Source organism: Mesorhizobium sp. M0496 (assembly GCF_040321205.1).
Classification (GTDB): domain Bacteria; phylum Pseudomonadota; class Alphaproteobacteria; order Rhizobiales; family Rhizobiaceae; genus Mesorhizobium.
Map to the genome: position 1 here is coordinate 43,282 of NZ_JAMYRC010000001.1, position 23,142 is coordinate 66,423.

24 protein-coding genes are annotated in these 23,142 nt (G+C 62.3%); 13 read left to right on the plus strand and 11 right to left on the minus strand.

What is annotated here, in order from left to right; all coding sequences use genetic code 11:
* Window positions 1–44 precede the first annotated feature (44 nt).
* The 4 genes from NKI73_RS00210 to NKI73_RS00225 all read right to left on the minus strand — a co-directional run bounded on the left by NKI73_RS00210 (window position 45) and on the right by NKI73_RS00225 (window position 4,398).
* The gene (locus NKI73_RS00210; protein ID WP_352626443.1) at window positions 45–836 is read right to left on the minus strand and encodes an ATP-binding cassette domain-containing protein; all 792 of its coding nucleotides are present in this window, start codon (window positions 834–836) and stop codon (window positions 45–47) included.
* A gap of 3 nt (window positions 837–839) precedes the next feature.
* Window positions 840–1,826: an ABC transporter permease gene (locus NKI73_RS00215; RefSeq protein WP_352626444.1), complete on the minus strand. Its 987-nt coding sequence runs from the start codon at window positions 1,824–1,826 to the stop codon at window positions 840–842.
* Window positions 1,827–1,943: 117 nt separating this feature from the next.
* Complete coding sequence (locus NKI73_RS00220; RefSeq protein WP_352626445.1) at window positions 1,944–2,879, minus strand: substrate-binding domain-containing protein; 936 nt, start codon at window positions 2,877–2,879, stop codon at window positions 1,944–1,946.
* Window positions 2,880–3,246: 367 nt separating this feature from the next.
* On the minus strand, window positions 3,247–4,398 hold the full coding sequence (locus tag NKI73_RS00225) for a fumarylacetoacetate hydrolase family protein (RefSeq protein ID WP_352626447.1): 1,152 nt from the start codon (window positions 4,396–4,398) through the stop codon (window positions 3,247–3,249).
* A 215-nt stretch (window positions 4,399–4,613) separates the two neighbouring features.
* Between NKI73_RS00225 and NKI73_RS00230 the strand changes: the two genes are divergently transcribed.
* The 6 genes from NKI73_RS00230 to NKI73_RS00255 all read left to right on the plus strand — a co-directional run bounded on the left by NKI73_RS00230 (window position 4,614) and on the right by NKI73_RS00255 (window position 10,749).
* A complete protein-coding gene (locus tag NKI73_RS00230) occupies window positions 4,614–5,897 on the plus strand; it encodes an NAD(P)/FAD-dependent oxidoreductase (protein WP_352626449.1) in 1,284 nt (427 codons plus the stop codon).
* A gap of 99 nt (window positions 5,898–5,996) precedes the next feature.
* Window positions 5,997–6,881 carry an ABC transporter permease gene (locus NKI73_RS00235; protein ID WP_352626450.1) on the plus strand — a complete coding sequence of 295 codons (885 nt, stop codon included), beginning with the start codon at window positions 5,997–5,999 and terminating at the stop codon, window positions 6,879–6,881.
* Window positions 6,878–7,741, plus strand: a complete 864-nt coding sequence (locus NKI73_RS00240; protein WP_352626452.1) for an ABC transporter permease — start codon at window positions 6,878–6,880, stop codon at window positions 7,739–7,741. The genes NKI73_RS00235 and NKI73_RS00240 overlap by 4 nt, the downstream gene beginning before the upstream one ends.
* Window positions 7,726–8,796 (plus strand): ABC transporter substrate-binding protein, encoded by a 1,071-nt coding sequence (locus NKI73_RS00245; RefSeq protein WP_352626454.1) that lies wholly within the window; start codon window positions 7,726–7,728, stop codon window positions 8,794–8,796. Before NKI73_RS00240 ends, NKI73_RS00245 begins: the two co-directional genes overlap by 16 nt.
* A gap of 269 nt (window positions 8,797–9,065) precedes the next feature.
* A complete protein-coding gene (locus tag NKI73_RS00250) occupies window positions 9,066–9,674 on the plus strand; it encodes a cupin domain-containing protein (protein WP_352626455.1) in 609 nt (202 codons plus the stop codon).
* Window positions 9,664–10,749 carry an ABC transporter ATP-binding protein gene (locus NKI73_RS00255; RefSeq protein WP_352626456.1) on the plus strand — a complete coding sequence of 362 codons (1,086 nt, stop codon included), beginning with the start codon at window positions 9,664–9,666 and terminating at the stop codon, window positions 10,747–10,749. Before NKI73_RS00250 ends, NKI73_RS00255 begins: the two co-directional genes overlap by 11 nt.
* A 484-nt stretch (window positions 10,750–11,233) precedes the next feature.
* Here NKI73_RS00255 and NKI73_RS00260 read toward each other — a convergent pair whose 3' ends face one another.
* On the minus strand, window positions 11,234–11,938 hold the full coding sequence (locus tag NKI73_RS00260; RefSeq protein ID WP_352626457.1) for an SOS response-associated peptidase: 705 nt from the start codon (window positions 11,936–11,938) through the stop codon (window positions 11,234–11,236).
* Window positions 11,939–12,125: 187 nt separating this feature from the next.
* Here NKI73_RS00260 and NKI73_RS00265 point away from each other — a divergent pair, with 187 nt between their 5' ends.
* Window positions 12,126–12,479: a SnoaL-like domain-containing protein gene (locus NKI73_RS00265; RefSeq protein WP_352626459.1), complete on the plus strand. Its 354-nt coding sequence runs from the start codon at window positions 12,126–12,128 to the stop codon at window positions 12,477–12,479.
* Window positions 12,480–12,575: 96 nt separating this feature from the next.
* Here NKI73_RS00265 and NKI73_RS00270 read toward each other — a convergent pair whose 3' ends face one another.
* Together NKI73_RS00270 and NKI73_RS00275 are read right to left on the minus strand one after the other, a co-directional pair.
* On the minus strand, window positions 12,576–13,055 hold the full coding sequence (locus tag NKI73_RS00270) for an SRPBCC family protein (protein WP_352626460.1): 480 nt from the start codon (window positions 13,053–13,055) through the stop codon (window positions 12,576–12,578).
* Window positions 13,052–13,408, minus strand: coding sequence for an ArsR/SmtB family transcription factor (locus tag NKI73_RS00275; protein WP_352626461.1), 357 nt, complete (start codon window positions 13,406–13,408; stop codon window positions 13,052–13,054). The genes NKI73_RS00270 and NKI73_RS00275 overlap by 4 nt, the downstream gene beginning before the upstream one ends.
* Window positions 13,409–13,568: 160 nt before the next feature.
* Here NKI73_RS00275 and NKI73_RS00280 point away from each other — a divergent pair, with 160 nt between their 5' ends.
* On the plus strand, window positions 13,569–13,916 hold the full coding sequence (locus NKI73_RS00280) for an ArsC family reductase (RefSeq protein WP_352626462.1): 348 nt from the start codon (window positions 13,569–13,571) through the stop codon (window positions 13,914–13,916).
* A 233-nt stretch (window positions 13,917–14,149) separates the two neighbouring features.
* Here the strand turns inward: NKI73_RS00280 and NKI73_RS00285 are convergent, their stop codons facing one another.
* The 3 genes from NKI73_RS00285 to NKI73_RS00295 are packed head-to-tail and all read right to left on the minus strand — an operon-like array spanning window position 14,150 to window position 16,771.
* A complete protein-coding gene (locus NKI73_RS00285; protein WP_352626463.1) occupies window positions 14,150–14,506 on the minus strand; it encodes a DUF488 domain-containing protein in 357 nt (118 codons plus the stop codon).
* 19 nt (window positions 14,507–14,525) lie between these two features.
* Window positions 14,526–15,782, minus strand: coding sequence for an aminopeptidase (locus NKI73_RS00290; protein WP_352626464.1), 1,257 nt, complete (start codon window positions 15,780–15,782; stop codon window positions 14,526–14,528).
* Window positions 15,779–16,771 (minus strand): LysR substrate-binding domain-containing protein, encoded by a 993-nt coding sequence (locus NKI73_RS00295; RefSeq protein ID WP_352626466.1) that lies wholly within the window; start codon window positions 16,769–16,771, stop codon window positions 15,779–15,781. The genes NKI73_RS00290 and NKI73_RS00295 overlap by 4 nt, the downstream gene beginning before the upstream one ends.
* A gap of 95 nt (window positions 16,772–16,866) precedes the next feature.
* Here NKI73_RS00295 and NKI73_RS00300 point away from each other — a divergent pair, with 95 nt between their 5' ends.
* From NKI73_RS00300 to sbmA, 3 genes are all read left to right on the plus strand, one after another.
* Window positions 16,867–17,094: a hypothetical protein gene (locus NKI73_RS00300; protein WP_352626467.1), complete on the plus strand. Its 228-nt coding sequence runs from the start codon at window positions 16,867–16,869 to the stop codon at window positions 17,092–17,094.
* Window positions 17,095–17,205: 111 nt separating this feature from the next.
* A complete protein-coding gene (locus tag NKI73_RS00305) occupies window positions 17,206–18,366 on the plus strand; it encodes a YbfB/YjiJ family MFS transporter (RefSeq protein ID WP_352626469.1) in 1,161 nt (386 codons plus the stop codon).
* Between the two features lie 114 nt (window positions 18,367–18,480).
* Window positions 18,481–19,740, plus strand: coding sequence for a peptide antibiotic transporter SbmA (gene sbmA, locus NKI73_RS00310; RefSeq protein WP_352626470.1), 1,260 nt, complete (start codon window positions 18,481–18,483; stop codon window positions 19,738–19,740).
* A 37-nt stretch (window positions 19,741–19,777) separates the two neighbouring features.
* Here sbmA and NKI73_RS00315 read toward each other — a convergent pair whose 3' ends face one another.
* Window positions 19,778–20,785, minus strand: a complete 1,008-nt coding sequence (locus NKI73_RS00315; protein WP_352627284.1) for a polysaccharide deacetylase family protein — start codon at window positions 20,783–20,785, stop codon at window positions 19,778–19,780.
* A 245-nt stretch (window positions 20,786–21,030) separates the two neighbouring features.
* Here NKI73_RS00315 and NKI73_RS00320 point away from each other — a divergent pair, with 245 nt between their 5' ends.
* The gene (locus NKI73_RS00320) at window positions 21,031–21,696 is read left to right on the plus strand and encodes a tetratricopeptide repeat protein (RefSeq protein WP_352626472.1); all 666 of its coding nucleotides are present in this window, start codon (window positions 21,031–21,033) and stop codon (window positions 21,694–21,696) included.
* Entirely contained in the window at window positions 21,693–23,126 is a 1,434-nt protein-coding gene (gene der / locus NKI73_RS00325; RefSeq protein WP_352626474.1) for a ribosome biogenesis GTPase Der, read from the plus strand. The genes NKI73_RS00320 and der overlap by 4 nt, the downstream gene beginning before the upstream one ends.
* The last annotated feature ends 16 nt before the right edge of the window (window positions 23,127–23,142 follow it).

Sequence of the window (23,142 nt, forward strand, 5' to 3'; positions counted from 1 at the left end):
ATGCGATCTGAGGTGACGGATGATTGCCGCCCATCCCCTGATAGTCAGTGCGATGGCTTGCCATCGGCGATGGCATCGCGGATTTCCTTGTCCGACATGCCGGTGATGATCCGTTCGACCTCCGCCACGCTGGTTTTCTTCGGGTCGATATCGTCGGCGACCACCTTGCCCCGGCGCATGACGACGATGCGGTCGACCACCTGGAAGACATGGTGAATGTTATGGGCGATGAAAATGCAGGAGTGACCGGAATCGCGGGCGTTGCGCACGAAGCTCAGCACGCCTTGCGTCTCGGCGACGCCGAGATTGTTGGTCGGCTCGTCGAGGATGATCAGGTCGCTGTCGAAATGCATGGCGCGCGCGATCGCCACCGCCTGGCGCTCGCCGCCCGACAGCGAGCCGATCGGCGTCGTCGGCGGGATGTTCTTGGAAATGCCGACCTGCTTGAGCAGGTCGCGGGCGACCACGTTCATGGCGTCCTGGTCCATCCGGTTGAGGAAGCGCGGCGGCTTGATCGGCTCGCGCCCTAGGAACAAATTGCGGGCGATCGACAATTGCGTAACCAGCGCCGAATCCTGGTAGATCGTTTCGATGCCCTGGGCGATAGCGTCGCTGGTGTGGCGCAAATTCACCTTCTTGCCGCGGATGAAGATGTCGCCGCTGGTCAGCGGCACAGCCCCCGAAAGCACCTTGATGAGCGTCGACTTGCCGGCGCCATTGTCGCCGAGCAGGCCGACGATCTCCCGTTCGTTGACATGGAAATTGGCATCCACCAGCGCCTGCACGCGGCCATAGGACTTGCGGATGTTCTGCATGCGGATCAGTGGCTCGGCCATGGTTCAAGTCCCTGCCTGATGCCGGCGTTCCAGCCATGAATGAAGCGCCATCATGCCAAGGATGATCGCGCCGATGAAGATGTTGTAGGCAAGGCCGGGCACGCCGATCAGCACGATGCCGTTGCGCATCACCCGCAGGATCAGGATGCCGAGCACGGTGCCGATGATGGTGCCGCGCCCGCCGGTCAGTGCCGTGCCGCCGATCACCACCATGGCGATGACCTCCAGCTCATAGCCGGTGCCGCTGTTGGGATTGGCCGCCGAGGTGCGTAACGAAGAAATGACGCCGGCGAGCGAGGCCATGACCGATGACAGCACGAACAGGCCGATCTTGACGCCGCTGACATTCACGCCGCGGGCGCGTGCCGCATTGGGATTGCCGCCGGCCGCCTGGATCCAGTTGCCGGTCCTGCTCTGTGTCAGGACATAGCCGAGCGCTATTGCCGCAGCGATGAACCAGAACAGCGACATGTAGATGCGGAACGGCCCGATGAAGAAGTCGCCGACCAGCGCCTCCGCCAGCCAGCTGCCTTCGGCGCTCCAGGTGCGCTGCGGAAAACCATCAGTGACGAACAAGGCGGTGCCGCGCACCACCAGCAGCATGCCGAGCGTCACCAGGAAGGACGGGATCTTGAGTTGCGTCACGAACCAGCCGTTGACCAGCCCGATGAAGGCGGCAACCAGCAGTGCGGCGACAAAGCCGACTTCCAGCGATGTGAGGCCGCTGTTGAACAGCGTCCACATCAGCACCGGCGAGAAACCGAACAGCGAACCGACCGACAGGTCGAATTCGCCAGACGTCATCAGCAGCGTCATCGCCAACGCGATCAGGCCGAGTTCAACCGTGAAGGCCAGCGTGTTGGAGATGTTCTGCGGCGACAGGAAGTCGTGATTGAGGCCCCAGAAAACGGCGATCTCGACGACGAGCAGCACGAAGGGGCCGAATTCAGGCCGCGCGACCAGGTGTTGGATGAGCGAACGATTTTCCACGAGCAACCCGCGACATGAGTGGAAAGGCTGAGCCTTGCACATTCGCGTGCGAAGGCTCGGCGAAAATGGAACGTCAGTCGCGACCGCCGGGGCGGCCGCGACTGTTGAGGCGGGATCTTATTTGCCGGACAGGATGTCGTCGTAGACCTGCGCGGTGTCCTTTTCGTAGAGCGCGCCGGTGATCACGTTGAAGCCCGGAGGGATGCCGCTGGCGGCCATATTGGCCAGCGAAAGCGCGACATAGCTGGTCGCCTGCGGATCCTGCCACTGGCCGGCATTGACGTAGCCGTTCAGCACTTCCTGGGTGGTGTCGAGCGAGTTGCCCCAGCCGACCACCGGGATTTCGCCCGGCTTGATGCCGGCCTGGTCGAACACCCGCTTGATCGAACCGGTGACGAGATCGCCGAGACCGATGATCGCCTTGACCTTGGCCTTGTTGGCGGTGAGGTAATCGACCATGCGGTTGATGGCTTCGGCCTGGTCGAGCGTCGCTTCGGTGATTTCATAGGTGATGCCGAGCGGCTCGAAGACGCTCTTGATGCCTTCTTCCTCCTGCACACCATAGGTGGCGCCCGGGATCTCGACCGGCATCCAGACGAAGTCGCCCTTCTTCACCAGGCCCTTGTCGACCAGATACTGCGCCCAGTGCTTGCCGAAGGTGACATTGTCGCCGCCGACATAGGCGTTGAAACTCGCCTTGGGATCTGGCGTGTTGAAATTGATGATCGGAATCTTGGCGGTGTTCGCTTCCTTGGCGATCTCGATCAGGCTGCCCGGATCGGGGCTGGTCGTGACGATACCGTCGGCCTTGGCGGAGAGGGCTGCGCGCACAGCTTCCTGCTGCGAGGCAACGTCGCCATTGTGGAACGAGGTGTTGACGGTGTTGCCGGTGTCCTTGGCCCATTGCTTGGCGCCGGCGAGGAAGTAGGTCCAGACCGGATCGGCCGGGCCACCATGCGAAATCCAGTAGAACGTCTTGGCCTGTGCCGCTGCCGGAACAATCGTCAGCGCCACCAACAGGCCGTATAGAACGAGTCTTAGCCGTGTCAGCATTTGATTTCCTCCCGTTTGTAGATGGTCAGTTCTCAATCCGTCCTTGTGTTCCGGCAACAGCCGGATTGCGTCTTTTGCCAGCGCCGGTTGGATGCGTGAGAGCATTCCCTTTTTCGACGGATGGCAAGCCTCCATCTGCAGATGTAGTTGGCGCCTGACGGGGCGCCATCAACGGTCCCATCAGATTGCATCAGTTGAGGTGATTTTCCGACTGTCGGATAATTGGCGTCGAGGCTTAGCCGAGCGGATAGTCCTTGCCTCGGGCCGCGATAGCGCAACCAGTGCCGATATGGATGACGCCGGCGGCCACCCCACGCCTATCCGGACCGGCGTCAACAACCGCATCCTGGCTGGGGTATCAAAGATGCTAGATGAGATCGGCCTTCGCCAGTTCCCGCATCAGATGGCTGGCGCCATAGGTCCAGTGCGGGCAATCGGGCGACAGCCGCACCCGGTTGACCAGCGCACCAAATTTTTCCGACGAGATGGTGACGATGTCGCCGACCTTGTGGGTAAAGCCCTTGCCCTTTTCGCCGCGATCCTTCGACGGCACGAACATGGTGCCGAGATAGAGCGCCAGCCCGTCCGGATACTGATGGTGCGGCCCCATGGCGGCGGCCACCAGCTCTTCCGGCGAGCGGCTGATCTCGGCCATCGAGCTTGCGCCCTCCAGCGAGAACCCATCCTCCCCCTCGACCTTCAGGCGCACGACGGCCCGCTTGACGTCGTCGATCGAGAATTTGTCGTCCAACAGGCGGATGAAGGGGCCGAGCGCGGCCGAGGCATTGTTGTCCTTCGCCTTGCCGAGCAGCAGCGCCGAACGCCCTTCGACGTCGCGCAGATTGACGTCGTTGCCGATGGTGGCGCCGACGATCCTGCCGCTGCTGGCGGCGATCATGGCGATCTCGGGCTCCGGATTGTTCCAGGTCGACACCGGGTGCAGGCCGACATCGGCGCCGAAGCCGACCGAGGCCATCGGCTGGCACTTGGTGAAGATCTCGGCATCGGGGCCTATGCCTACTTCCAGATATTGCGACCAGGCGCCGCGCGCGATGAGCTTGGCCTTGATCTCCATCGCTTCGGGCGAACCGGGCTTCAGCTTCGACAGATCGTGGCCGATCAGTCCGGCAATGTCGGCGCGGATGGCATCGGCTTTTTCAGCCGAACCGCGCGCCTGTTCCTCGATCACCCGTTCCAGCAGGCTGACGACGAAGGTAACGCCCGAGGCCTTGACCGCCTGCAGGTCGACCGGCGACAGCAAATACGGCTTTGCCGGATCGCGCCTGGTTTCAAAACTGTTGGCGGCGATGTCATCGAGCGACCCGATCGGTTTGCCCCTGGCCGAGCGGACGTGCCCTGCCGGATCGGCCATCTCGCAAAGGTCGCGCATGGTTGGCGCTGTGCGCGACGTGATGTCGAAGACCGTGCCGTCGCGCACCGTGACCACCAGCGGATGCGAGGCGCTGCGGGCGCGGCCGACAAAGAGCCCCTCAGTCGGCAGGTGCGTCTGGTTCGTCATGGCGTTTGGTCCTCTGAAATGATCGACAATGCGGCTGGCTGGATCGGCGCGGCACTTTCACCGGATTCCCTTCAAAGGTCTATCCCGTCGCTGGCGATCGAGATTCCAGCTTCTGATCATCTGTCGGGTTCACAGACGACAACTGAAGTGCTCTTTCAAAAATATGAAATCGTCACTACAATTTTCACCGACCCGCAACGCATCCAGGTGACCCTTTGCCCGCACCATTCTCCGATCCCATCTGGCGCAAGCCGCAGTCAGATTCCAGGTTTCAATCGCTTTTTCCAAGCGGTGATCGTGTCGATGTCGTGGTTGTCGGTGGCGGCATCTTGGGCCTGTCGACGGCATTGCATGCTGCCCGGCTTGGCCTGTCCGTGCAGGTGTTGGACGCCAGCGAAATCGGCCAGGGTGCATCGGGGCTCAATGGCGGGCAGGTCATTCCCGGCCTGAAATACGATCCGGAATGGCTGCTGGAGCATTTTGGCCCGGAGCGCGGCGAGACGCTTGTCAACTTCGCCGCTTCGACCGCAGATACGGTCTTCGAGCTGATCCGGGACGAACGGCTGGCGGTCCCCTTTGTTCGCAAGGGCTGGATTCAGGCGGCGCACACCGAGGTCGCGCTGAAAGCGGCGGCAAACCGCGACCGGCAATGGCGGGCGCGCGGCGCCGATGTTAGACTTTTGAGCGCGACGGAGATCGCGGCGATGACCGGCGCGCGCGGTTATCTCGGTGGCTGGCTCGATCGCCGCGCCGGTGTGATCGATCCGCTCGCCTACACGTCGGAACTCGCTCGGGCAGCAGTGGCGGCAGGTGTGCTGATAGCCGAGCGCCATAAGGTCGTGCGGCTCACCAATGCCGCCGGTTTTTGGCGTGTTTCGACCGAAAATGGCCCGGAATTGCAGGCAAAGGCAGTCGTGCTGGCGACCAATGCCTATACGGACGGTCTGATCCCCGGTCTCGCCGAGACGATCGTGCCGTTGCATTCCTTTCAGATCGCCACAGCGCCGCTGTCGCCCAATCTGGCGGCCACGATCCTGCCGGAAGGACAGGCGGTGTCGGACTCCAGGCGTATCCTCGTCTATTATCGCAAGAGCGCCGACGGCCGGCTGGTGCTTGGCGGGCGCGGGCGCATGGCGCTGCCGACCAGCGAAGGCGACTGGGCACACCTCGAGCGGGCACTGCGGCGGCTCTATCCCATGCTGTCCGACATCGCCATCGAGAAGCGCTGGTTCGGCCGGGTGGCGATGACGCCGGACCACCTGCCGCACATTCACGAGCCCGAACAGGGCCTGTTGGCCGTGGTCGGCTGCCAGGGTCGCGGCGTCGGCCTGATGACAGCGCTCGGCGAGCGCCTCGCGGGCTATCTCCAAAGTGGCGATGCCAGGCAATTGCCATTCCCGCTCTCGCCGATCCGGCCGATCCCGTTCCACGCCTTCCGGCAGGTCGGCGTCGCCGCGACCATCGCCTGGTATCGCCTGCTCGATGCGCTGGAGCGCTGACCACGGCAATTCATGTAGGTTTCGGTTGGGGATTCCGCTTGACAGTTTCATGAATATGAAAAACTCTAGGATAATTTCAAGTTTTCGATTGGCAGGTCGATGTCGACCCTAGTTGCAACCCCAGCGCCAGAAGCCCGGTCGTCATCTGGCTTCCGGGTCGCCATGCTGCTGCCGGGCGCGTTGGTCACCTTCCTGCTGATCCTGTTTGCCCTCGGCCTCGTGCTTTTCCTCGCCTTCCGCAGCAATGACGGTTCGCTGCTCGGCGCCGGTTTCACCGTGGCGAATTTTGTCACCGTGGTGTCCGATCCGCTGTACTGGACGGTCACACTGCGCTCGCTGATCATCGCCGCTCTGGTCACCCTGGCGACCGTCGTCACCGCCTATCCCGTCGCCTACTATCTCGCCTTCCACGCCGGCCGGCGGCGCGGCCTGCTGCTGTTCCTGGTGACGCTGCCGTTCTGGACCAGCTATCTCTTGCGCGTCTTCGCTTGGAAGATCGTGCTCGCCTATAATGGCGTGCTGAACTCGGCGCTGATCGAAAGCGGCATCTGGTCCGAGCCCACATTGGCTTTTCTCAACACGCCGGCCGCTGTCGTCGTCACGCTGGCGCACGCCTACGCGCCCTTCGCCATCCTGCCGATTTACGTGGCGCTGGACACCATCCCGAAATCGCTGATCGAGGCCGCTTCCGATCTCGGCGCGCGGCCATTCACCTCTTTCCGCCGTGTCGTGCTGCCCAATTCGATGCCGGGCGTGCTGGCGGCAGCCCTCGTCGTCTTCGTGCCGACGGTTGGCGATTATGTGACGCCCGCTCTCGTCGGCGGCCCGGCCAGCACCATGATCGGCACGCTGATCCAGGCGCAATTCGGCAAGGCCAATGACTGGCCGTTTGGCGCCGCTCTCTCTGTCGCCGTCATGCTGGTTATCCTCTGCGTGGTGCTGGTCGCGCGTTTCGCCGACCACAGATTTGGCAGCCGCACATGAGCACCGTCCAGATCCAGCAGGGCGGCCGCTGGCTTGGCGCCTACGTCATCGCCTATCTGGTCTTTCTCTATCTGCCGGTGCTGCTGATCCCGCTGTTTTCCCTCAACAACTCGATCCAGGCAGCGTTTCCGCTGCAGGGCTTCACCTTGCAATGGTATGCGACTTTGTTCGGCAATTCGGCGCTGACCGGTGCGCTCCTGAACAGCCTCGCCATCGGTGCCATTGCCGCCACGGGGGCGACGCTGTGCGGCATCACCGTGTCCTACATGGATCTTTATGGCCGCTCGCCGCTGGCCGCCACCATCAGCGCCATTGCCCGGCTGCCGATCCTGATCCCCGGCGTCATCGTCGGCATATCGCTGCTGATCCTCATCAATCTCATCGGCCTCGGGCCATCACGCGTCGCCATCGTTCTTGGGCACATATTGGTGGCGCTGCCAACAACGGTGGTGATCATGCGCAGCCGCTTCGCCGCCATCCCCAAAACCATTCGCGAGGCGGCTCTCGATCTCGGTGCCTCCGACTGGACGACGTTCCGGCGGGTCATGCTGCCGCTTAGCCTGCCGGCCATCATCTCTGCCTTCATGCTGGCCTTCCTGATCTCCTTCGACGAATTCATCGTCGTCTTCTTCCTCGCCGGCACCGAGCCGACGCTGCCGCTCTACATCTGGAGCCAGCTGCGCTTTCCAAAGTCGCTGCCGACGGTCATGGCGCTGGGCACCTCGATCCTGGCGGTGTCCTTCGTCATCGCTGCAGCAGCCGAGATCTTGCGCCATCGCGGCTTGTCCGCACCGGCGCCCGCCGATCCATCACAACCAAAACAAACCAAGAGAGGAGAACTGCAATGGCATTCGACCTGAAATCGATCTCTGCAAAGACTGTTTGCGCTGGATTGACGGCGTTCGCGCTGGCGCTGTCGTCGACCGTGGCTTTCGCCGGCGACAAGCTGCAATATTTCACCTGGTCGGGCTACGAACTGCCCGACTTCAACAAGAGCTTCCTCGCCGCGCACCCCGATGGCGTCGAGGCCTCGATCTTCGGTGACGATGACGACGCCTTCACCAAGGTCAAGGCCGGCTTCCGCCCCGACATTGCGCATCCCTGTTATGACAAGGTGGCGCGCTGGAACAAGGAAGGCCTGCTGCAGCCGATCGACACCAAGCGCATCAAGAACTGGGATTCGATCTTCCCGGTGTTCAAAAACCTGCCCGACCTGCAGGCCGGTGACGGCAAGGTCTGGATGGTGCCGTGGGACTGGGGCAACACCTCGATCCTCTACCGCACCGATCTGGTGAAGAACCCGGAAGCGAGCTGGAATCTCCTGTGGGACAAGCAGTATGCCGGTCGCATGGCGACCATCGACGCCGTGCATGACACGCCCATCGTTGCCGCACTGCTGGCCGGCGTCAACCCGTTCGACATGACGCCTGCCGAGATGGACAAGGTGGCCGAGAAGCTGCGCGAGCAGCGGCCGCTGCTTTCCAGCTACACAACCGATATGACCTCGGTCGAACAGGCGCTGGCCAGCGGTCAGCTGGTCGCCGCCATGACCTGGAACGCGTCTGCCACCTCGCTGAAGAAGCAGGGCGTGCCGGTCGAGTTCATGAAGCCGAAGGAGGGCATGCTGACCTGGGCCTGCGGCTTCGTCATGCTCAAGGACGCCAAGAATGTCGATCTCGCCTACGATTTCATCAACAGCCGGTTGGATGCCGACTCCGGCAAATACCTGATCGAGGCCTATGGCTATGGCAGCTCGCTGAGTTCCGCCTTTGCCACCGTGCCGAAGGAGGAACTGGAGAAGCTGCAGCTGCCGTCCGATCCGGAAGTGATGCTGAAGACCACCATCTTCACCGGACCGATGAAACAGAATGACGACCTCGCCAAGATGTTTGAAAAGGTGAAGGCTGGCGGGTGAGCTTAGGCGTCCCCTTCTCCCCTTGTGGGGTGAGCAGCCGGTTCGCGTAGGCGAATTCATCGTGCCAGTGGCACGATGAAAGGCCGGCGAACGCCGGGACGCTGCGAAGCAGCGGGGACCCGGCAGGGTGGATCGACTAGCCACGCCCGGCCCTTCGCAGGCTCAGGGCGTTCGAAGCTCGAAAAGCCAAGCAATTGGCTTTTCGTTCGCTGCGCGAACCGCTTCTCACCCCACAAGGGGAGAAGGGAAAAGCAAACAAGGACCGACCAATGGACATGCTGGACGAAGCGGCTGAGAAGCCGAAGGACGATGCCGATGTGCGGGTCGGCCGGCGCGTGCGGGCGCTGCGGCTCGAGCGCAACCTGTCACTAGCCGATCTTGCGGCAAAAGCCGGCGTGTCGATCGGTGCGTTGAGCCAGATCGAGCGCGGCATGTCCTCGCTGCGCGTCAAGGTGATCTGGCCGCTCGCCGCTGCCCTCGACATCGAGCCGTCGGCGCTGATCGCCGACGGCAACGATGCCGTCAACGATCTCTATTGCGTGCGCGCCAACAGTCGCCGTGCCATCCCGGTCAAGTCGGAAGGCATTGCCAAGGCGTTGCTGTCGCCGCCTGGCGCGACTCTGACCGGCATGCTGGTGACGGTGGAAGCCGGCGGCGGCACCGCCGAGGCCTATGCCCATGCCGGCCATGAATTCGGCTTCGTCCTGTCGGGCGAGGTCGAACTGGTGGTGGATTCGACGAAATACGTGCTGAAGAGCGGCGACAGCTTTGCCTTCAAGAGCACGCTTTTGCACGCCTTCCGCAATCCGGGCACCGAGCGCTGCCAAATCCTCTGGGTCAACACCACGAAACCGTCCGAGGTTCGCGATGGCGCCTGATCCACTTGTGCGGCTGCAGGCGGTTTCGAAGGTTTTTCCCGGCGGCATTGTCGGGCTCGACGCCGTCGATCTCGATATTATCAGCGGTGAGTTCATTACACTGCTCGGGCCGTCGGGTTGCGGCAAGACCACCAGCCTGCGCGTCATCGCCGGTTTCGAAAGCCCGTCGAGTGGCAAGGTGCTGCTCGACGGCTGTGATATCACGGCGCTGCGGCCCTACGACCGGCCGGTCAACACCGTGTTCCAGGATTACGCGCTGTTTCCGCACATGAACGTTGAAGAAAATGTCGGCTTCGGCCTGTCGCTGCGCAAGCTTTCAGGCAGCCAACAGGCAAAACGCGTCGGCGAAGCGCTCGACATGGTCGGCCTCGCCGACAAGATCGGCGCCCGCGTCTCCGAATTGTCGGGCGGCCAGCGCCAGCGCGTCGCACTTGCTCGAGCCATCGTCTGCGAGCCGCGCGTGCTGCTGCTCGACGAGCCGCTGTCGGCGCTCGACGCGCATCTGCGCGAACAGATGCAGGTCGAATTGAAGCGGCTGCAATCGCGGCTTGGCACCACCTTCGTCATGGTCACCCACGACCAGACCGAAGCGCTGTCGATCTCCGACCGCATTGTCGTCATGAACAAGGGCCGCATCGAGCAGATCGCACCGCCGGCCACACTCTATGACCGGCCTGCCACCACATTCGTCGCCAGCTTCATAGGCACGATGAACCTGCTGCAATCGCGTTTCATCAGCCGCGACGGCGATCGCTTGCGTTTCACCGCCGGCACCCTGCCGCTGGAAGCCACGTCCGAAGCAGGCGACGTTCCCGTCGAAGGGGCCATACGCACCGTCGGGGTGCGGCCGGAGGATCTCCTGGCGACGACCGAAGCCGCAGCCGGCACGGCGCCGGCGCGCGTCAACAGCATCGTCTTTCACGGCCGAACGCTGCGCCTGCACGCCGAACTCGGGCCGGGCGCACCTGTTGTCATCGACGCGCCGCGCCAGGCCGAGGGTTTTCAATTCAGCGTCGGCGACGTGGCGCATATCAGCCAGCGCCGTGGCGCCAACTGCCCTATGCTACCAGGCTAGTTCATCGACGTAACGACCGAAGCACGCGTCTGCCGTTCGGCAGCTACAAGCTTGGCCCGCTTATGTGGATCTTCCTGCCGGTTGTGAACAACCAAGAACACGGAATTGACTGACAAGGAGTATATTCCTAAATCTAGCCGATGCCGGAACCTAGCAGCCGACCGCGCCGAAATGTGCAGACGCTGTGCCTCGCGCACGAAGTCGGGCAGCTCATTCGTGTCCGGTGCCGGCACTGCAACATCACTCGTCACTATCTACCCGGCGATCTCGCAAAGCTTGTAGGTGACATTCCCTTTTGGGACGTCGAACGGCATATGCGGTGCGAGCACTGCAAGCTTCGTGAGCTTGATGCCAGCATAATTTTGCCGAGCGCTGCTGAGCGTTTGAAAATTCGGGTCAGACGCCTTGTCGAAATCCGTATGGTTCGTCGGGTTATCTGGCGAGACGACGATTAAGGAAGCGGCTGATATGTCGATCCTGCAGCCTAGAACAGAGACCCTTGAGTTGGCACCTGCTGCGGAAACTTGATCTGTGTGGCTGGCTTCTCAACAATCATCAATGCATCGTCCGGCGCTGTCCGCTGCAAATGCCTCGCTTCTGCCCACGGCGCTGTAAGCCAGGCCTCGGCCTCCTCCGGCGTGGTCAGGATAACGGGCATAGCCTTCTCATGGATCGGCGCGATGACGGCGTTAGGCTTGGTTGTCATGAAGGCAAATAATTCGAAGTCGCCAGGACCATCCTTGACCTTTCTCACGCCCTGCCAACGGGTCCAGAACCCAGCGAAGAAGAACAGCGGCCGGCTCTCGTTACGCGCAAACCAGTAATTGCGCTGGATGTCTGTGTCTGGGTCTTTGTCGTTCGGGGTAGGGCTGGGTTCGGCAAAGCTGGTCACCGGCACGACGCATCTATGCTCGATGCCAACAAACTGTTGCCAGTGCGAATATTGCGGATTGCGAACGTTTGTCGTGCCGTAGTCCGCCTTGCCTTTCATGCGTTCAGGCGGCGTTGGCAAACCCCAAAGCAGCTTCGCCAACTCACGCTCGCCGTCCACCGTGTTGCGAACGACTAGGCCAGGCTGATTGGGATAGACGTCAAGCGAAGGTTCAAGGTTGCCGCTGATATCGCGCAGCGTGCGCGTCCATTGACGGACCGCCTCCTGCGTCGTGGTGATATTGTAGAGGTTGCACATGCACCTAGCATTGCGGAATTGGCTTGTGTCTGCAACCGAAGTCGCTGTCGGCGCTCCTGCAAATCGTCGTCGCAAAGCCACGCTATATCCATCGTCCTGACACGGATTGTCAGCTACGACCGGCCAGACGGTGGCAGGCCAACAAGCCGTCCCCTACTTGCATGACGTCTGAACAGGAGGAACACAAATGACCATCGCGGAAATTGCCAAGGATTTCACCGAACTCCTACAGCAGGGCGACCACGAAGCTGCTGCTGAAAAGTACAATGCCGACGATATCGTCAGCCTCGAAGCCATGGAGGGGCCGATGGCCATCTCTCGTGGCAAGGAGGCTCTCAGGCAGAAGGGCCAATGGTGGCAGGAGAACAACGAAGTGCATGGTGGCTCGGTCGAAGGCCCCTATGTCAATGGCGACCAGTTCGCGGTGCGCTTCAAGTTCGACATCACGCCCAAGGCTACCGGCGAGCGTGTCACCATGGATGAAGTTGGTCTCTACACGATCAAGAACGGCAAGATTGCCGAAGAGCGTTTCTACTACTAGGGCGAGGTACCGCCGGCTTTCGGGAGCTTGCTCTTGTCGCTGGGTCGAAACAGGCATGGGGCCGGGACGATGTCCTGGCCGCCATGTAGGGGAGGCTCATATCGTCTTCAGGTGCTCCGCAAGCTGATCGGCCACCGTGCCCCAGCCATCGAAGAAACCCATCTCCTCGTGGTTCTTTCGGGTCGCCTCGTCGCGATGGATGGCGGTGGCGGTGTAGCGCGTGCCTTTGCCGTCCGGTTGCAGGGAAATGACCGCAGTGATGAACGGCTCGCCTGACGGCCGGTAACCCGGCAGCAGCGCATCCGTCCACACCAGTCGCTCGTTCGGCACGATTTCGAGATAGCAGCAATGGCGGTCGTTGACCTCCTTGCCGTCGGGCGACTGCATGCGCGTGCGGAACAACCCGCCCGGCCTGAGGTCGATCTCGCAGTCGGTGATCATCCAGGGCTTCGGCGTGAACCATTGCTTGACATGGTCCGGCGTCGTCAAGGCGCGCCACAGCAATTCGCGCGGCGCATCGATGACGCGCTCCAGCACGAGGTCCAGCCTGGGATCCGGCTTGAGGGGATAGCTCATTTTTCGTTCTCCTTGAGGCTCATCACATAGGCGTCGAACTGGTCGAGACGGCGCTCCCACAATGCGCGCTGTTCGGCCAGCCAGTTTTCGGCGAGTTTCAGCGGCTCAGGCGCCAGTTGATAGGTCCTGACCCGGCCAGTCTTTTGCGAGCGCACCAGCCCGCAGCCTTCCAGAATCTTCAGATGTTCGATGAAGGAGGGCAGAGCCATGTCGAAAGGCTCTGCAAGTTCGCTGACCGAGGCAGGGCTGCGGTTCAGCCGCTCCACCACACGCCGCCGCGTCGGATCGGACAGCGCGCGAAAGATGCCGTCGATCGGTGGAGGGCTCGGATTTGCGGTCTGGAGGCTCGTCATCGGTCATCCCGGGGTGCCGTCGAAAGTGGCTCGAAAAATACTTAGGAAAATTCCTTAGTGTTGACAAGCCCAAAAACATTGAGACACCGGTGCGGCCGCTGGCAAAGCGCGTAGAGCATCCTTAATCTGAGTTAGATTCGAAGTCCGAAGGGCCACTGTTTTGACGATCACCATGTACGGCATCACCACCTGCGACACGGTCAAGAAGGCGCGCGTCTGGCTGGAGGGCCATGATGTTTCCTACCGTTTTCACGATTTCAGGGCAGAGGGGCTGGATGCCAAGCGGCTCGATGGCTGGGTTGGCAAGGTCGGCTGGGAAAAGCTGCTCAACAAGGCGAGCACGACGTTTCGCGAACTGGCGGACAAGGACAAGCAGGGTCTGGACGAAACGAAGGCAAAGGCGTTGATGCTGGCCAAGCCGACCGTGATCAAGCGGCCGGTGCTGGAACTGGGCGAGCGCGTCCTCGTCGGCTTCAAGCCGGATGTTTATGAGCAGGCGGTGGGGTAGCGTAGCGAGACGGCGACGCTGCCAATCTCCCCCCTTGCGGGGGAGATGGCCGGCAGGCCAGAGGGGGTGTGAAGGATCGCCACCCTTTGACGAAATTGTTCCGGTGCGAACCGGCCGAAGCATGAGGATGCGGTTGATTGACAGGTCGGCGGGACAGCACCCCCCTCTGCCCTGCCGGGCATCTCCCCCGCAAGGGGGGAGATCGGCCAATCGCCGACCTTGCAGGGCGCCCTTCAATCCGTCTTTCTGAGAAATGCCGCCAGCGCCACCGCATTGTTATGCTTCTCATCATGCGCGCCGTAGAGCAGTGTCACCTTGCCGTGGCGAAGCAGGCCGCGCAATTTGTCCACCGCCTCGCCGTTCCCGTCCAGCTCAGCGCGATACCGCTTCTGAAACTCAGCCCAGCGCGCCGCCTCATGGCCGAACCATTTGCGCAGATCGTCGCTCGGCGCGATGTCCTTCAGCCACAGCGCCAGCGCGGCGTCCTCCTTGCTGACGCCGCGTGGCCAGATCCGGTCGACCAGAACCCGCTGACCATCATCGGGAGCGGGTGGCTCGTAGATACGCTTGACCGCCAGGTCGAAGGTCATCGGACCCTCCGTAAGCGGGTCAGGCCCACTCGCCCTTGCGCATGACAGGCACGCGGGCGCCGTCCTTGTGGATGCCGTCAATGTCGATCTTGTCCGAGCCGATCATCCAGTCGATGTGGATGAGGCTTTTGTTGCCGCCGCGCTGAGAGATCTCGTCCTGGCTGAGCGAGGCGCCGTCGACGAAGCACTTCGAATAGCACTGGCCGAGCGCGATGTGACAGGCGGCGTTCTCGTCGAACAGCGTGTTGAAGAACAACAGCCCGCTCGCCGAAATCGGCGAGGAATGCGGCACCAGTGCCACCTCGCCGAGGCGGCGCGCACCCTCATCGGTGTCGAGCACTTTCTTCAGCACGTCCTCGCCCTTCGAGGCCTTCGCCTCGACGATCCTGCCCGCCTCGAAACGCACCGAGATGTCGTCGATCAGTGTGCCCTGGTAGGACAGCGGCTTGGTCGAGGAGACATGACCCTCGACCCGCCTCGAATGCGGCGTGGTGAAGACCTCTTCGGTCGGGATGTTGGGATTGCAGGTGATGCCGTTCTTGGCGGTCGAGGCGCCGCCCATCCATTCATGGCCGTCCGCCAGCCCGACGGTCAGGTCGGTGCCCGGCCCGGTGAAGTGCAGCGCATGGAAATTATGGCCGTTGAGCCATTCGGTCCGGCTGCGCAGTGCTGCGTTGTGCGCTTTCCAATTGCCGATCGGATCCTCCACATCCACCCGCGATGCGGCGAAAATGGCGTCGGCGAGCTTTGCGACCGCAACATCGTCGGCATCGCCGGGGAAAACCTGCCTGGCCCAGGCGAGGTCCGGATAGGCGACGATGTTCCAGTTGATGTCGAAGCCGGTGATCTTTTCCAACGCCGGCTGGTAAGCCATCGAATTCGCCTTGTTGGCGCGCGCCACTTTCGCCGGGTCCTGTGCGGACAACAGCGACGGATCCTCGCCGCGCACAGCAAGCCTGGCCGCATTGTTGGAGAAAGCTTTCGCCATGCCTTCATACAGCCAGCCGGCGGCACGGTCGAAGCCGGCATCGGCGCCGAAGCGATAGCGCGCCAGCGTCATCTCGTCGTCGTTGAAGATAGGCGTCACCAGCCCGGCGCCGGCCTTGTAGGCGTGTTCGACGATCCGCCTGGTCAGCGGCAGTGCCGCGATCGACGATGTCAGCACCAGATCCTGTCCCGGCTGCAATTGCAGCCCGACCTTGATGGCGACCTCCGCCAGCCTGTCGAGCTTCACCGGGTCGATCGATGCGGAAACGCCGCGCGAATGTGTGGTCATGATCCTGCCTGTCGTAGTTTGATATCCGACCTTACATAGACCGGTGCCACGGTGCTTTCCACCGCGATCGCGCCGGCGGGTTCTGCGTTCGCGGACCCGAACTGTGCCATGGTCGCCTCGATCTCTTCCCTGATCCAGACCTTGAAATCCCGGACCTTGCGGCTTTCGGTCTTGGCGGAGGAGGTCACCAGCCAATAGCCGAGCCCGCTCTGGGCGCGGATTCCGAAAGGCGCCACCAGCCGCCCATCGGCCAGCGCATCGGCGGCGAGCAATTGCCAGCCCAGCATCACGCCGTGGCCGGCGATTGCCGATTCCAGGCACAGCATCGGGTCTGTGAAACGCGCGCCCTTCAGGAAGGTCACGGGTGGAACGCCGGCTGTCTCGAACCAGCTTTCCCAGTTGATCATCGCCCGCTCGTCGGTGATCGCGCAGGTCTGGGCAAGGTCCTCGATCGACTTCAGTTTTTTGGCGATCACCGGCGCGCAGACCGGGAAGACTTCCTGCGACAAGAGCAGTTCCTTCCGTCCACCCGGCCACTTGCCGTCGCCAAGCCGGATGGCGATGTCGATGTCGGAATGATCGAGATCGGCCAGCCGCACCGAAGCGTCGATGCGCAGCAGCACGTTGGGATGCCGGGCGAAGTGACGCGACAGTCGCGGCAAAAGCCACTTCGAGGCAAAGGCCGGCGCCACCGAAACCACCAATGTGCACTGCGTCGCCTCATCGGCCAGCGCCACGGCCTGGGCAAGTTCGCGGAAGCCAGCGCCAAGACGGGCCGAGAAGACGGCGCCGAATTCGGTTAGTACGAGACCGCTCGCCGTTCGTTCGAACAGCGCCTGGCCGAGCTGCTTCTCGGTGCGGCTTATCTGCTGGCTGACGGCGCTGACGGAAACGTTGAGTTCGCGGGCCGCTGCGGCCAGCGAGCCGAGACGGGCAACGGTTTCGACGGCGCGAAGGCCGTTGAGATGGACGCGGTTGAGTATGACCATTTGAGTTTTTCTAAACAGATCCGGCTGAAATCTCAATTGAAAGAGAGGTCGAAACGGCAGATTTTATCAGGGGAGACAGACCAGCGGAGCCGGAAATGCTAAGGATCTTGTCATCGTCGCTGAAGGTCTTTTTTGCTGCGAGTACGCCGTATGAGCCGCGCCGGGAGAGCGAGGCGCAGCGCTGGCTGACCGATCCGCTTTCCCATCCCGTGCTGAACACCATGTCGGAGCGCGAACTTGGCGACGTGCCGTTCAGGCTGACGGCGCGGCGGACAGTGCATGAGACGGCTTCATTGCGAACCGGTTTCGGTGGGCGCTGCTGAGCGGATGACACGCTTTCCGATTTAAGCACAGGCGATCACGGCGCCCGCGATGGCGCTGGCCCAACAAAAGGCGGATTGTTTCACCGGCTCGCGCACTTATTGTGCGCTGCAATGACATCGGCCACCTCAACAGCGCTGCGTTTCGCCTTCGCCGGCATGATTGCCATGGCGGTTGCCATGGGCATCGGCCGCTTCGTCTACACGCCGATCCTGCCCGGCATGATGCAGGAACTGCATCTGTCGCCGGCCGATGCCGGGTGGATCGCCTCCGCCAACTACCTCGGCTATCTCATTGGCGCGCTGGCGGCGGCGGGCGGCTGGGCGCATGGGCGCGAGCGCCTGCTGATGCTGGTGGGGCTCGGCGCCAGTGCGGTCCTGGCCGCGCTGATGGGACTGACCGATGCGATGGCCGCCTTTCTGGTGATCCGCTTTCTGGCCGGTCTGGCCAGTGCCTTCGTCATGGTGTTCATGGCAAGCATCGTTTTCAGCCATATAGCGGCTGCCGGTCGCGGCGACCTGCAGGCGTGGCATTTCGGCGGCGTTGGTCTCGGCATCGCGGTGTCCGCGGCGATGATGGCGTTGCTGGTCACCGAACATGCCGGCTGGGCGGCGGGCTGGTTGTGGTCGGCGGCAATTTCGGCCTGTGGTTTCGTACTCGTGGCGTTGTTGGTCAACGAGGGCCCGCTCGCCAATGGCGAAGTCGCTCGCGAGCCGCCATTGCAAATGGATCGGTCACTGATCAAGGTCATCATTGCCTATGGCCTGTTCGGCTTCGGCTATGTGGTGACGGCGACATTCCTGGTCGCCATCGTCCGGCAAGGCGGCGGCAGCCGCGTCTTCGAGGCCATGGTGTGGATGGTCGCCGGCCTTGCCGGTTTCCCCTCGGTCTGGCTCTGGCAGAAGATCGCCGCACGGATGGGACTCTATGCCGCCTATGCGTTGGCATGCCTGATCGAAGTTGCCGGCGTCACGGCCAGCGTCGCCATCGGCGGGCGCACCGGGCCGCTGCTTGGCGGTGTGCTGCTCGGCGGCACCTTCATTGCCATCACGGCGCTTGGCCTGCAGGCCGCGCGGCAGCAGGCGCCAAGCGCGCCGCGGCGGATCTTTGCCCTGATGACGGCTGTGTTCGGCCTTGGCCAGATCATCGGTCCGGTCGCCGCCGGGCTGCTGGCGCAAATGTCCGGCGATTTCTTCCTCGCCTCGATCGCCGCCGCCATCATGCTGGTCGTCTCCGGCGGCCTCACATGGTCGGCTGCGCCAAAATCGCCATGATTATGGGGTTGCTCGGTGCGGGCATCGGGCACGGGCATTTTCTTTCCAGCTAATGTGTGACTTTATGCCCGCCATAGTCAGCAGATTTGCGCCTAGATCGAGGAATTCGTCACAGTGTTCGTATCATTTTTCCCGCAGCCGAAGCTCTTCTTCTCTTCGGCCGCCGTCTGGAGCCTTGCGGCGATTCTATTCTGGTTTTTCGGTGGTGAACAAGTGGGCGCGGTTTTCGGACTGCCACCCGCCGCGGCAGGTACGCCGCCCATCATCGGCATCGCCATTCTCATGTCGCCGCCGTTTCTATGGTTTTATCTCTATTTCGCGTTCTGCGTGGCCGTCTTCTATGCGTTTTGGAGCTGGTATTCGCCACATCCCTGGCAGCGCTGGTCGATCTTGATGACCGCAGTCATCCTGTTCTTCATCTATTTCAATGTGCAGGTCAGTGTCGCAGTCAACGCCTGGTACGGGCCTTTCTTTGACTATGTGCAGGGATTGATGTCGGGGACAGGAAAGTCGACCAACGGTGAATTTTATATCGGATTGGCAGATTTTTCGTGGCTCGCGTTGGTCGGCATGAATGTGCAGGTGGTCAATGCCTTCATCGTCAGCCACTGGATCTTCCGCTGGCGCACGGCGATGAATAACTATTTTGTCGAGAACTGGGGCAGGCTTCGACATATCGAGGGTGCTTCGCAGCGTATCCAGGAAGACACGATGCGGTTCTCGCAGATCATGGAGGATCTCGGCTCCAGCTTCGTCCAGTCGATCATGACCCTGATCGCATTCCTGCCGGTCATGATCCAGTTGCAGACTCACATCAGCGAGTTGCCGATTGTCGGCGCGATCCCGCAGCCATTAGTGGTCGCAGCCCTTGCCTGGTGTCTGTTCGGAACGATCTCGGTCATGATTGCCGGCTTGAAGCTTCCGGGATTGCAGTTCCGCAACCAGCGCGTCGAGGCCGCCTATCGCAAGGAACTCGTCTACGGCGAGGATCACGCAGACAGGGCTCAGCCAGCCACCACTGCCGAGCTGTTCGCGAACGTTCGTCACAATTATTTCAGGCTCTATTTCCACTACATTTATTTCAACGTCGTCCGTTACACATACCTGCAGGCCGACAACATTTTCTCGCTGCTGATCCTGGGTCCGTCGCTGGTCGCGCACAAGATAACGTTCGGCGCGCTGAACCAGATTTCGAATGCATTCGGTAAAGTGACGGGGTCGCTGCAGTTTCTGCTCACCTCGTGGTCGACCATCGTCGAGCTGCAATCAGTCCACAAACGCCTGCGCGCCTTCGAGGCGACCCTGCTCGGCGAGCCGCTGCCGGACATCGACCAGCGCTATCTGGCAAAACAGGGCGTTGAAGATCCGGCCTAAAGGCCGAGGTTGGAAACCGAATCGGGTTGGCGGCGGCTCAGCCGCCAACCGAAACCTGCTTCTGGGCGGCATCCTGGCGCGAGACATAGTCGCGAAAACTGATGCATTCCACATCGGCCTTGACGCAGACATCGCCGGCAAAGCGCTCCAGCGCGTTCCAATAGGCGCCGTCATTCATCAGCGCGAAATGGAAGCCGAGCTCCAGCGGAATGCGCTTGCCCGCATACTGCTTGTCGAAGGCGGCGCGGAAGGCGTCATAGGTGCGGTTGGCGAACTCGTCCGTCATGCTTGGCCGCTCGAAGCCGCCGGAATGCCTGACATAGAGATTGTAGTCCATGGCGATGACGGGCCGTGACGTCGGTCCCTCCGGAATCTGCGGCAGCGAAAAGTGCATGATGCCGTTGCCGGTTGTCGGTCGGGCAGGGCTCTGCGATACGGCGCTTGCGTCGAACCGATAGCCGGCCGCCGGCAGCGCCTCGTAGAGGGCCTTGTTCGCCGATAGATACGGCGCGCGAAAGCCGACCACCGCATGCCGCGCGAAATCGCGCCAGCTCTCGGGTTCGGGCGCAACGCCGTTGATCGCATAGGCGTTCTCGAGAATGTGCTCGAACGAACTGAACTCTTTCAGCCAGTCCGCCTTGCTCCAGTCCTTGCCGTCGAAATGGCCGCAACCATGGCTGGCGATGTCGTGGCCTTCCTGCGCGGCAAGCCCGATCTCTTCGAGCCGCTCGGTGACTTCCTGCTTCGACGCGGCAAAGCCGATGTTGGATTTGCCGGCGCTTTTGCCGGGTGCCGTGTATTCCTTGCGCGTCTCCGGCGACAGCAGGAAGACGCAGGAGAGAAAATAGGTGAAGTGCGCGCCGGTGCGCTGCGCCAGTGCCCGGCTGCGCTTCCACTGCGAAATGTCGCGGGCGCTGTCGAACGAGATGATGACGACCTGCTTGGGCTTTGCCGGCGTTGTTGGCGCGGGCGGATCGGCCAAAGCCCCACCGGCAGTGGCAAGCGCAGCGAGGGAAAACGCAACAACACGGAACGGACGGTACATCGGCAATCTGATCTGCACTCTTCTGAGTTGCACTCTTTTGAGCTGCACTCTGGGGGACGTCTGGAAGCCGGCTATCCCTGAAATGTGGCGCGGGTGCGATTGGCCTTTTCGGCTGCTTGCCCGGGGCAAACATCCGTTTGCCCTAGGGAATGGGCGATTTTCCGGTTGAACCCCTTCCATGCCGACAAAATTTCGCTAAAACGCGGGCTGACAAAGGCCCGACCGGGCAGGAATGGTTTTGATCGATGTCCGACGACAGTTTTATCCGTGAAGTCAACGACGAGATGCGTCGCGACCAGGCGCAGGCGCTTTGGGACCGCTTCGGTCCCGCCTTGCTTGTCCTCGCGATCCTCGTGGTGCTCGGCACCGCCGCCTTCGTCGGCTATCGCTATTGGGACGAGACGCGTGCCAACCGCTCCGGCGATGCGTTCTCGCAGGCGCTGAAGCTTGCCAATGACGGCAAGAACGACGAAGCACTGACCGCGCTCGATCAACTGGAGAAGAATGGCTACGGCGCCTATCCATTGCTTGCCCGCATGCGCGGCGCGACCGTCAAGGCGAACAAGGGCGACGTCCCTGCCGCCGTCAAGGATTTCGACGAGGTCGCCGCCGACACGGCCATTCCCCAGGGCATTCGTGACATGGCGCGCCTGCGGGCAGCACTCTTGCTTGTCGATCATGGTTCCTTCGCCGACGTCTCCAGCCGTGTCGAAGCGCTCACGTCCGACACCAACACCCTGCGCCACACGGCGCGTGAGGCGCTCGGCCTTTCCGCCTGGAAGGAAGGCAAGGCCCAGGATGCGCTAAAGCTGTTCGACCAGATCGCCGCCGATGACGGCGCCCCGCGCAACACCCGCGAGCGCGCAACGTTGATGTCCGAGCTGATCCGCGGGTCGGGCAGTGCGTCGTGACCTTCAAAGTCGCCATCATCGGCAGACCTAACGTCGGCAAATCGACTCTTTTCAATCGGCTGGTGGGAAGGAAGCTGGCGCTTGTCGACGACACGCCGGGCGTCACCCGCGACCGCCGCGTCCATGCTGCCAAGCTCTACGACCTGCATTTCGATGTCATCGACACCGCCGGCTTCGAGGATGCAGGCGCCTCGACCTTGCCGGGCCGCATGCGCGCGCAGACCGAGATCGCCATCCGCGAGGCCGACCTGATCTTCTTCACCATCGACGCCAAATCCGGCCTGTTGCCTGACGACAGGACCTTCGCCGAGATCGTGCGCAAGTCCGGCAAGCCGGTGGTGCTGGTCGCCAACAAGGCCGAGGCTAAGGGCGCCCAGGGCGGCATGTTGGAGGCCTGGGAACTCGGCCTTGGCGAACCGATCCCGGTTTCGGCCGAGCATGGCCAGGGCATGCCCGATCTGCGCGATGCCGTGATCGGCGCGCTCGGCGAAGCGCGTGCTTTCGGCGAAGATGAAGACGGCGAAGACGAAGAAGTCGCTGCCGGCGAGGTTCTGATCGGCGAGGATATCGCCGATCCGGATGCCGAGCACAGCTATGACGATACCAAGCCGATGCGCATCGCCGTCGTTGGTCGTCCCAATGCCGGCAAGTCGACATTGATCAACGCGCTGATCGGCGAAGAACGGCTGCTCACCGGACCGGAAGCCGGCATCACCCGTGATTCCATCTCCGTCGACTGGGATTGGCATGGCCGCCGCCTGAAACTGTTCGACACGGCCGGCATGCGCCGCAAGGCCAGGATCCACGAGAAGCTGGAAGTGATGTCGGTGCAGGACGGCCTGCGCGCCATCCGCTTCGCCGAGATCGTCATCATCGTGCTCGACGCCACCATTCCCTTCGAGAAACAGGATCTGCAGATCGCCGACCTGATCATCCGCGAAGGTCGCGCGCCGGTGATCGCCTTCAACAAATGGGATCTGATCGACCATCCCCAGGAGCTTCTGGCCGAACTGCGCGAGAAGACGGAACGGCTCCTGCCGCAGGCGCGCGGCCTCCAGGCCGTACCCGTATCGGCCGAGACCGGCCGCGGTCTCGACAAGCTGATGGATGCCGTCATCAGGACGCACAAGGTGTGGAACAGCCGCGTCTCGACCGGCAAGCTTAACCGCTGGCTGGAAAGCATCCTGGCGCATCATCCGCCGCCTGCGGTCGCAGGACGCCGGTTGAAGATCAAATATGTCACCCAGGCCAAGACGCGGCCACCCGGCTTCGTCGTCCAGTGCTCACGGCCCGATGCGATGCCGCAGTCCTATGTCCGCTATCTCTCCAACAGCCTGCGCGAAGCCTTCGATATGCCCGGCGTGCCGATCCGCATTGCGTTGCGAACGTCGGACAACCCATTCGCTGGCAGGGCCAAGAAACGCAATTGAGCGTCGGCGCCCGTCT

Bases quoted from the DNA above. Each gene is read 5' to 3' on its own strand.
- NKI73_RS00210 (WP_352626443.1), bottom strand. From the start codon at position 836: ATGGCCGAGCCACTGATCCGCATGCAGAACATCCGCAAGTCCTATGGC.
- NKI73_RS00220 (WP_352626445.1), bottom strand. From the start codon at position 2,879: ATGCTGACACGGCTAAGACTCGTTCTATACGGCCTGTTGGTGGCGCTG.
- NKI73_RS00225 (WP_352626447.1), bottom strand. From the start codon at position 4,398: ATGACGAACCAGACGCACCTGCCGACTGAGGGGCTCTTTGTCGGCCGC.
- NKI73_RS00235 (WP_352626450.1), top strand. From the start codon at position 5,997: ATGTCGACCCTAGTTGCAACCCCAGCGCCAGAAGCCCGGTCGTCATCT.
- NKI73_RS00240 (WP_352626452.1), top strand. From the start codon at position 6,878: ATGAGCACCGTCCAGATCCAGCAGGGCGGCCGCTGGCTTGGCGCCTAC.
- NKI73_RS00245 (WP_352626454.1), top strand. From the start codon at position 7,726: ATGGCATTCGACCTGAAATCGATCTCTGCAAAGACTGTTTGCGCTGGA.
- NKI73_RS00250 (WP_352626455.1), top strand. From the start codon at position 9,066: ATGGACATGCTGGACGAAGCGGCTGAGAAGCCGAAGGACGATGCCGAT.
- NKI73_RS00255 (WP_352626456.1), top strand. From the start codon at position 9,664: ATGGCGCCTGATCCACTTGTGCGGCTGCAGGCGGTTTCGAAGGTTTTT.
- NKI73_RS00260 (WP_352626457.1), bottom strand. From the start codon at position 11,938: ATGTGCAACCTCTACAATATCACCACGACGCAGGAGGCGGTCCGTCAA.
- NKI73_RS00265 (WP_352626459.1), top strand. From the start codon at position 12,126: ATGACCATCGCGGAAATTGCCAAGGATTTCACCGAACTCCTACAGCAG.
- NKI73_RS00270 (WP_352626460.1), bottom strand. From the start codon at position 13,055: ATGAGCTATCCCCTCAAGCCGGATCCCAGGCTGGACCTCGTGCTGGAG.
- NKI73_RS00275 (WP_352626461.1), bottom strand. From the start codon at position 13,408: ATGACGAGCCTCCAGACCGCAAATCCGAGCCCTCCACCGATCGACGGC.
- NKI73_RS00285 (WP_352626463.1), bottom strand. From the start codon at position 14,506: ATGACCTTCGACCTGGCGGTCAAGCGTATCTACGAGCCACCCGCTCCC.
- NKI73_RS00290 (WP_352626464.1), bottom strand. From the start codon at position 15,782: ATGACCACACATTCGCGCGGCGTTTCCGCATCGATCGACCCGGTGAAG.
- NKI73_RS00295 (WP_352626466.1), bottom strand. From the start codon at position 16,771: ATGGTCATACTCAACCGCGTCCATCTCAACGGCCTTCGCGCCGTCGAA.
- NKI73_RS00300 (WP_352626467.1), top strand. From the start codon at position 16,867: ATGCTAAGGATCTTGTCATCGTCGCTGAAGGTCTTTTTTGCTGCGAGT.
- NKI73_RS00305 (WP_352626469.1), top strand. From the start codon at position 17,206: ATGACATCGGCCACCTCAACAGCGCTGCGTTTCGCCTTCGCCGGCATG.
- NKI73_RS00315 (WP_352627284.1), bottom strand. From the start codon at position 20,785: ATGTACCGTCCGTTCCGTGTTGTTGCGTTTTCCCTCGCTGCGCTTGCC.
- NKI73_RS00320 (WP_352626472.1), top strand. From the start codon at position 21,031: ATGTCCGACGACAGTTTTATCCGTGAAGTCAACGACGAGATGCGTCGC.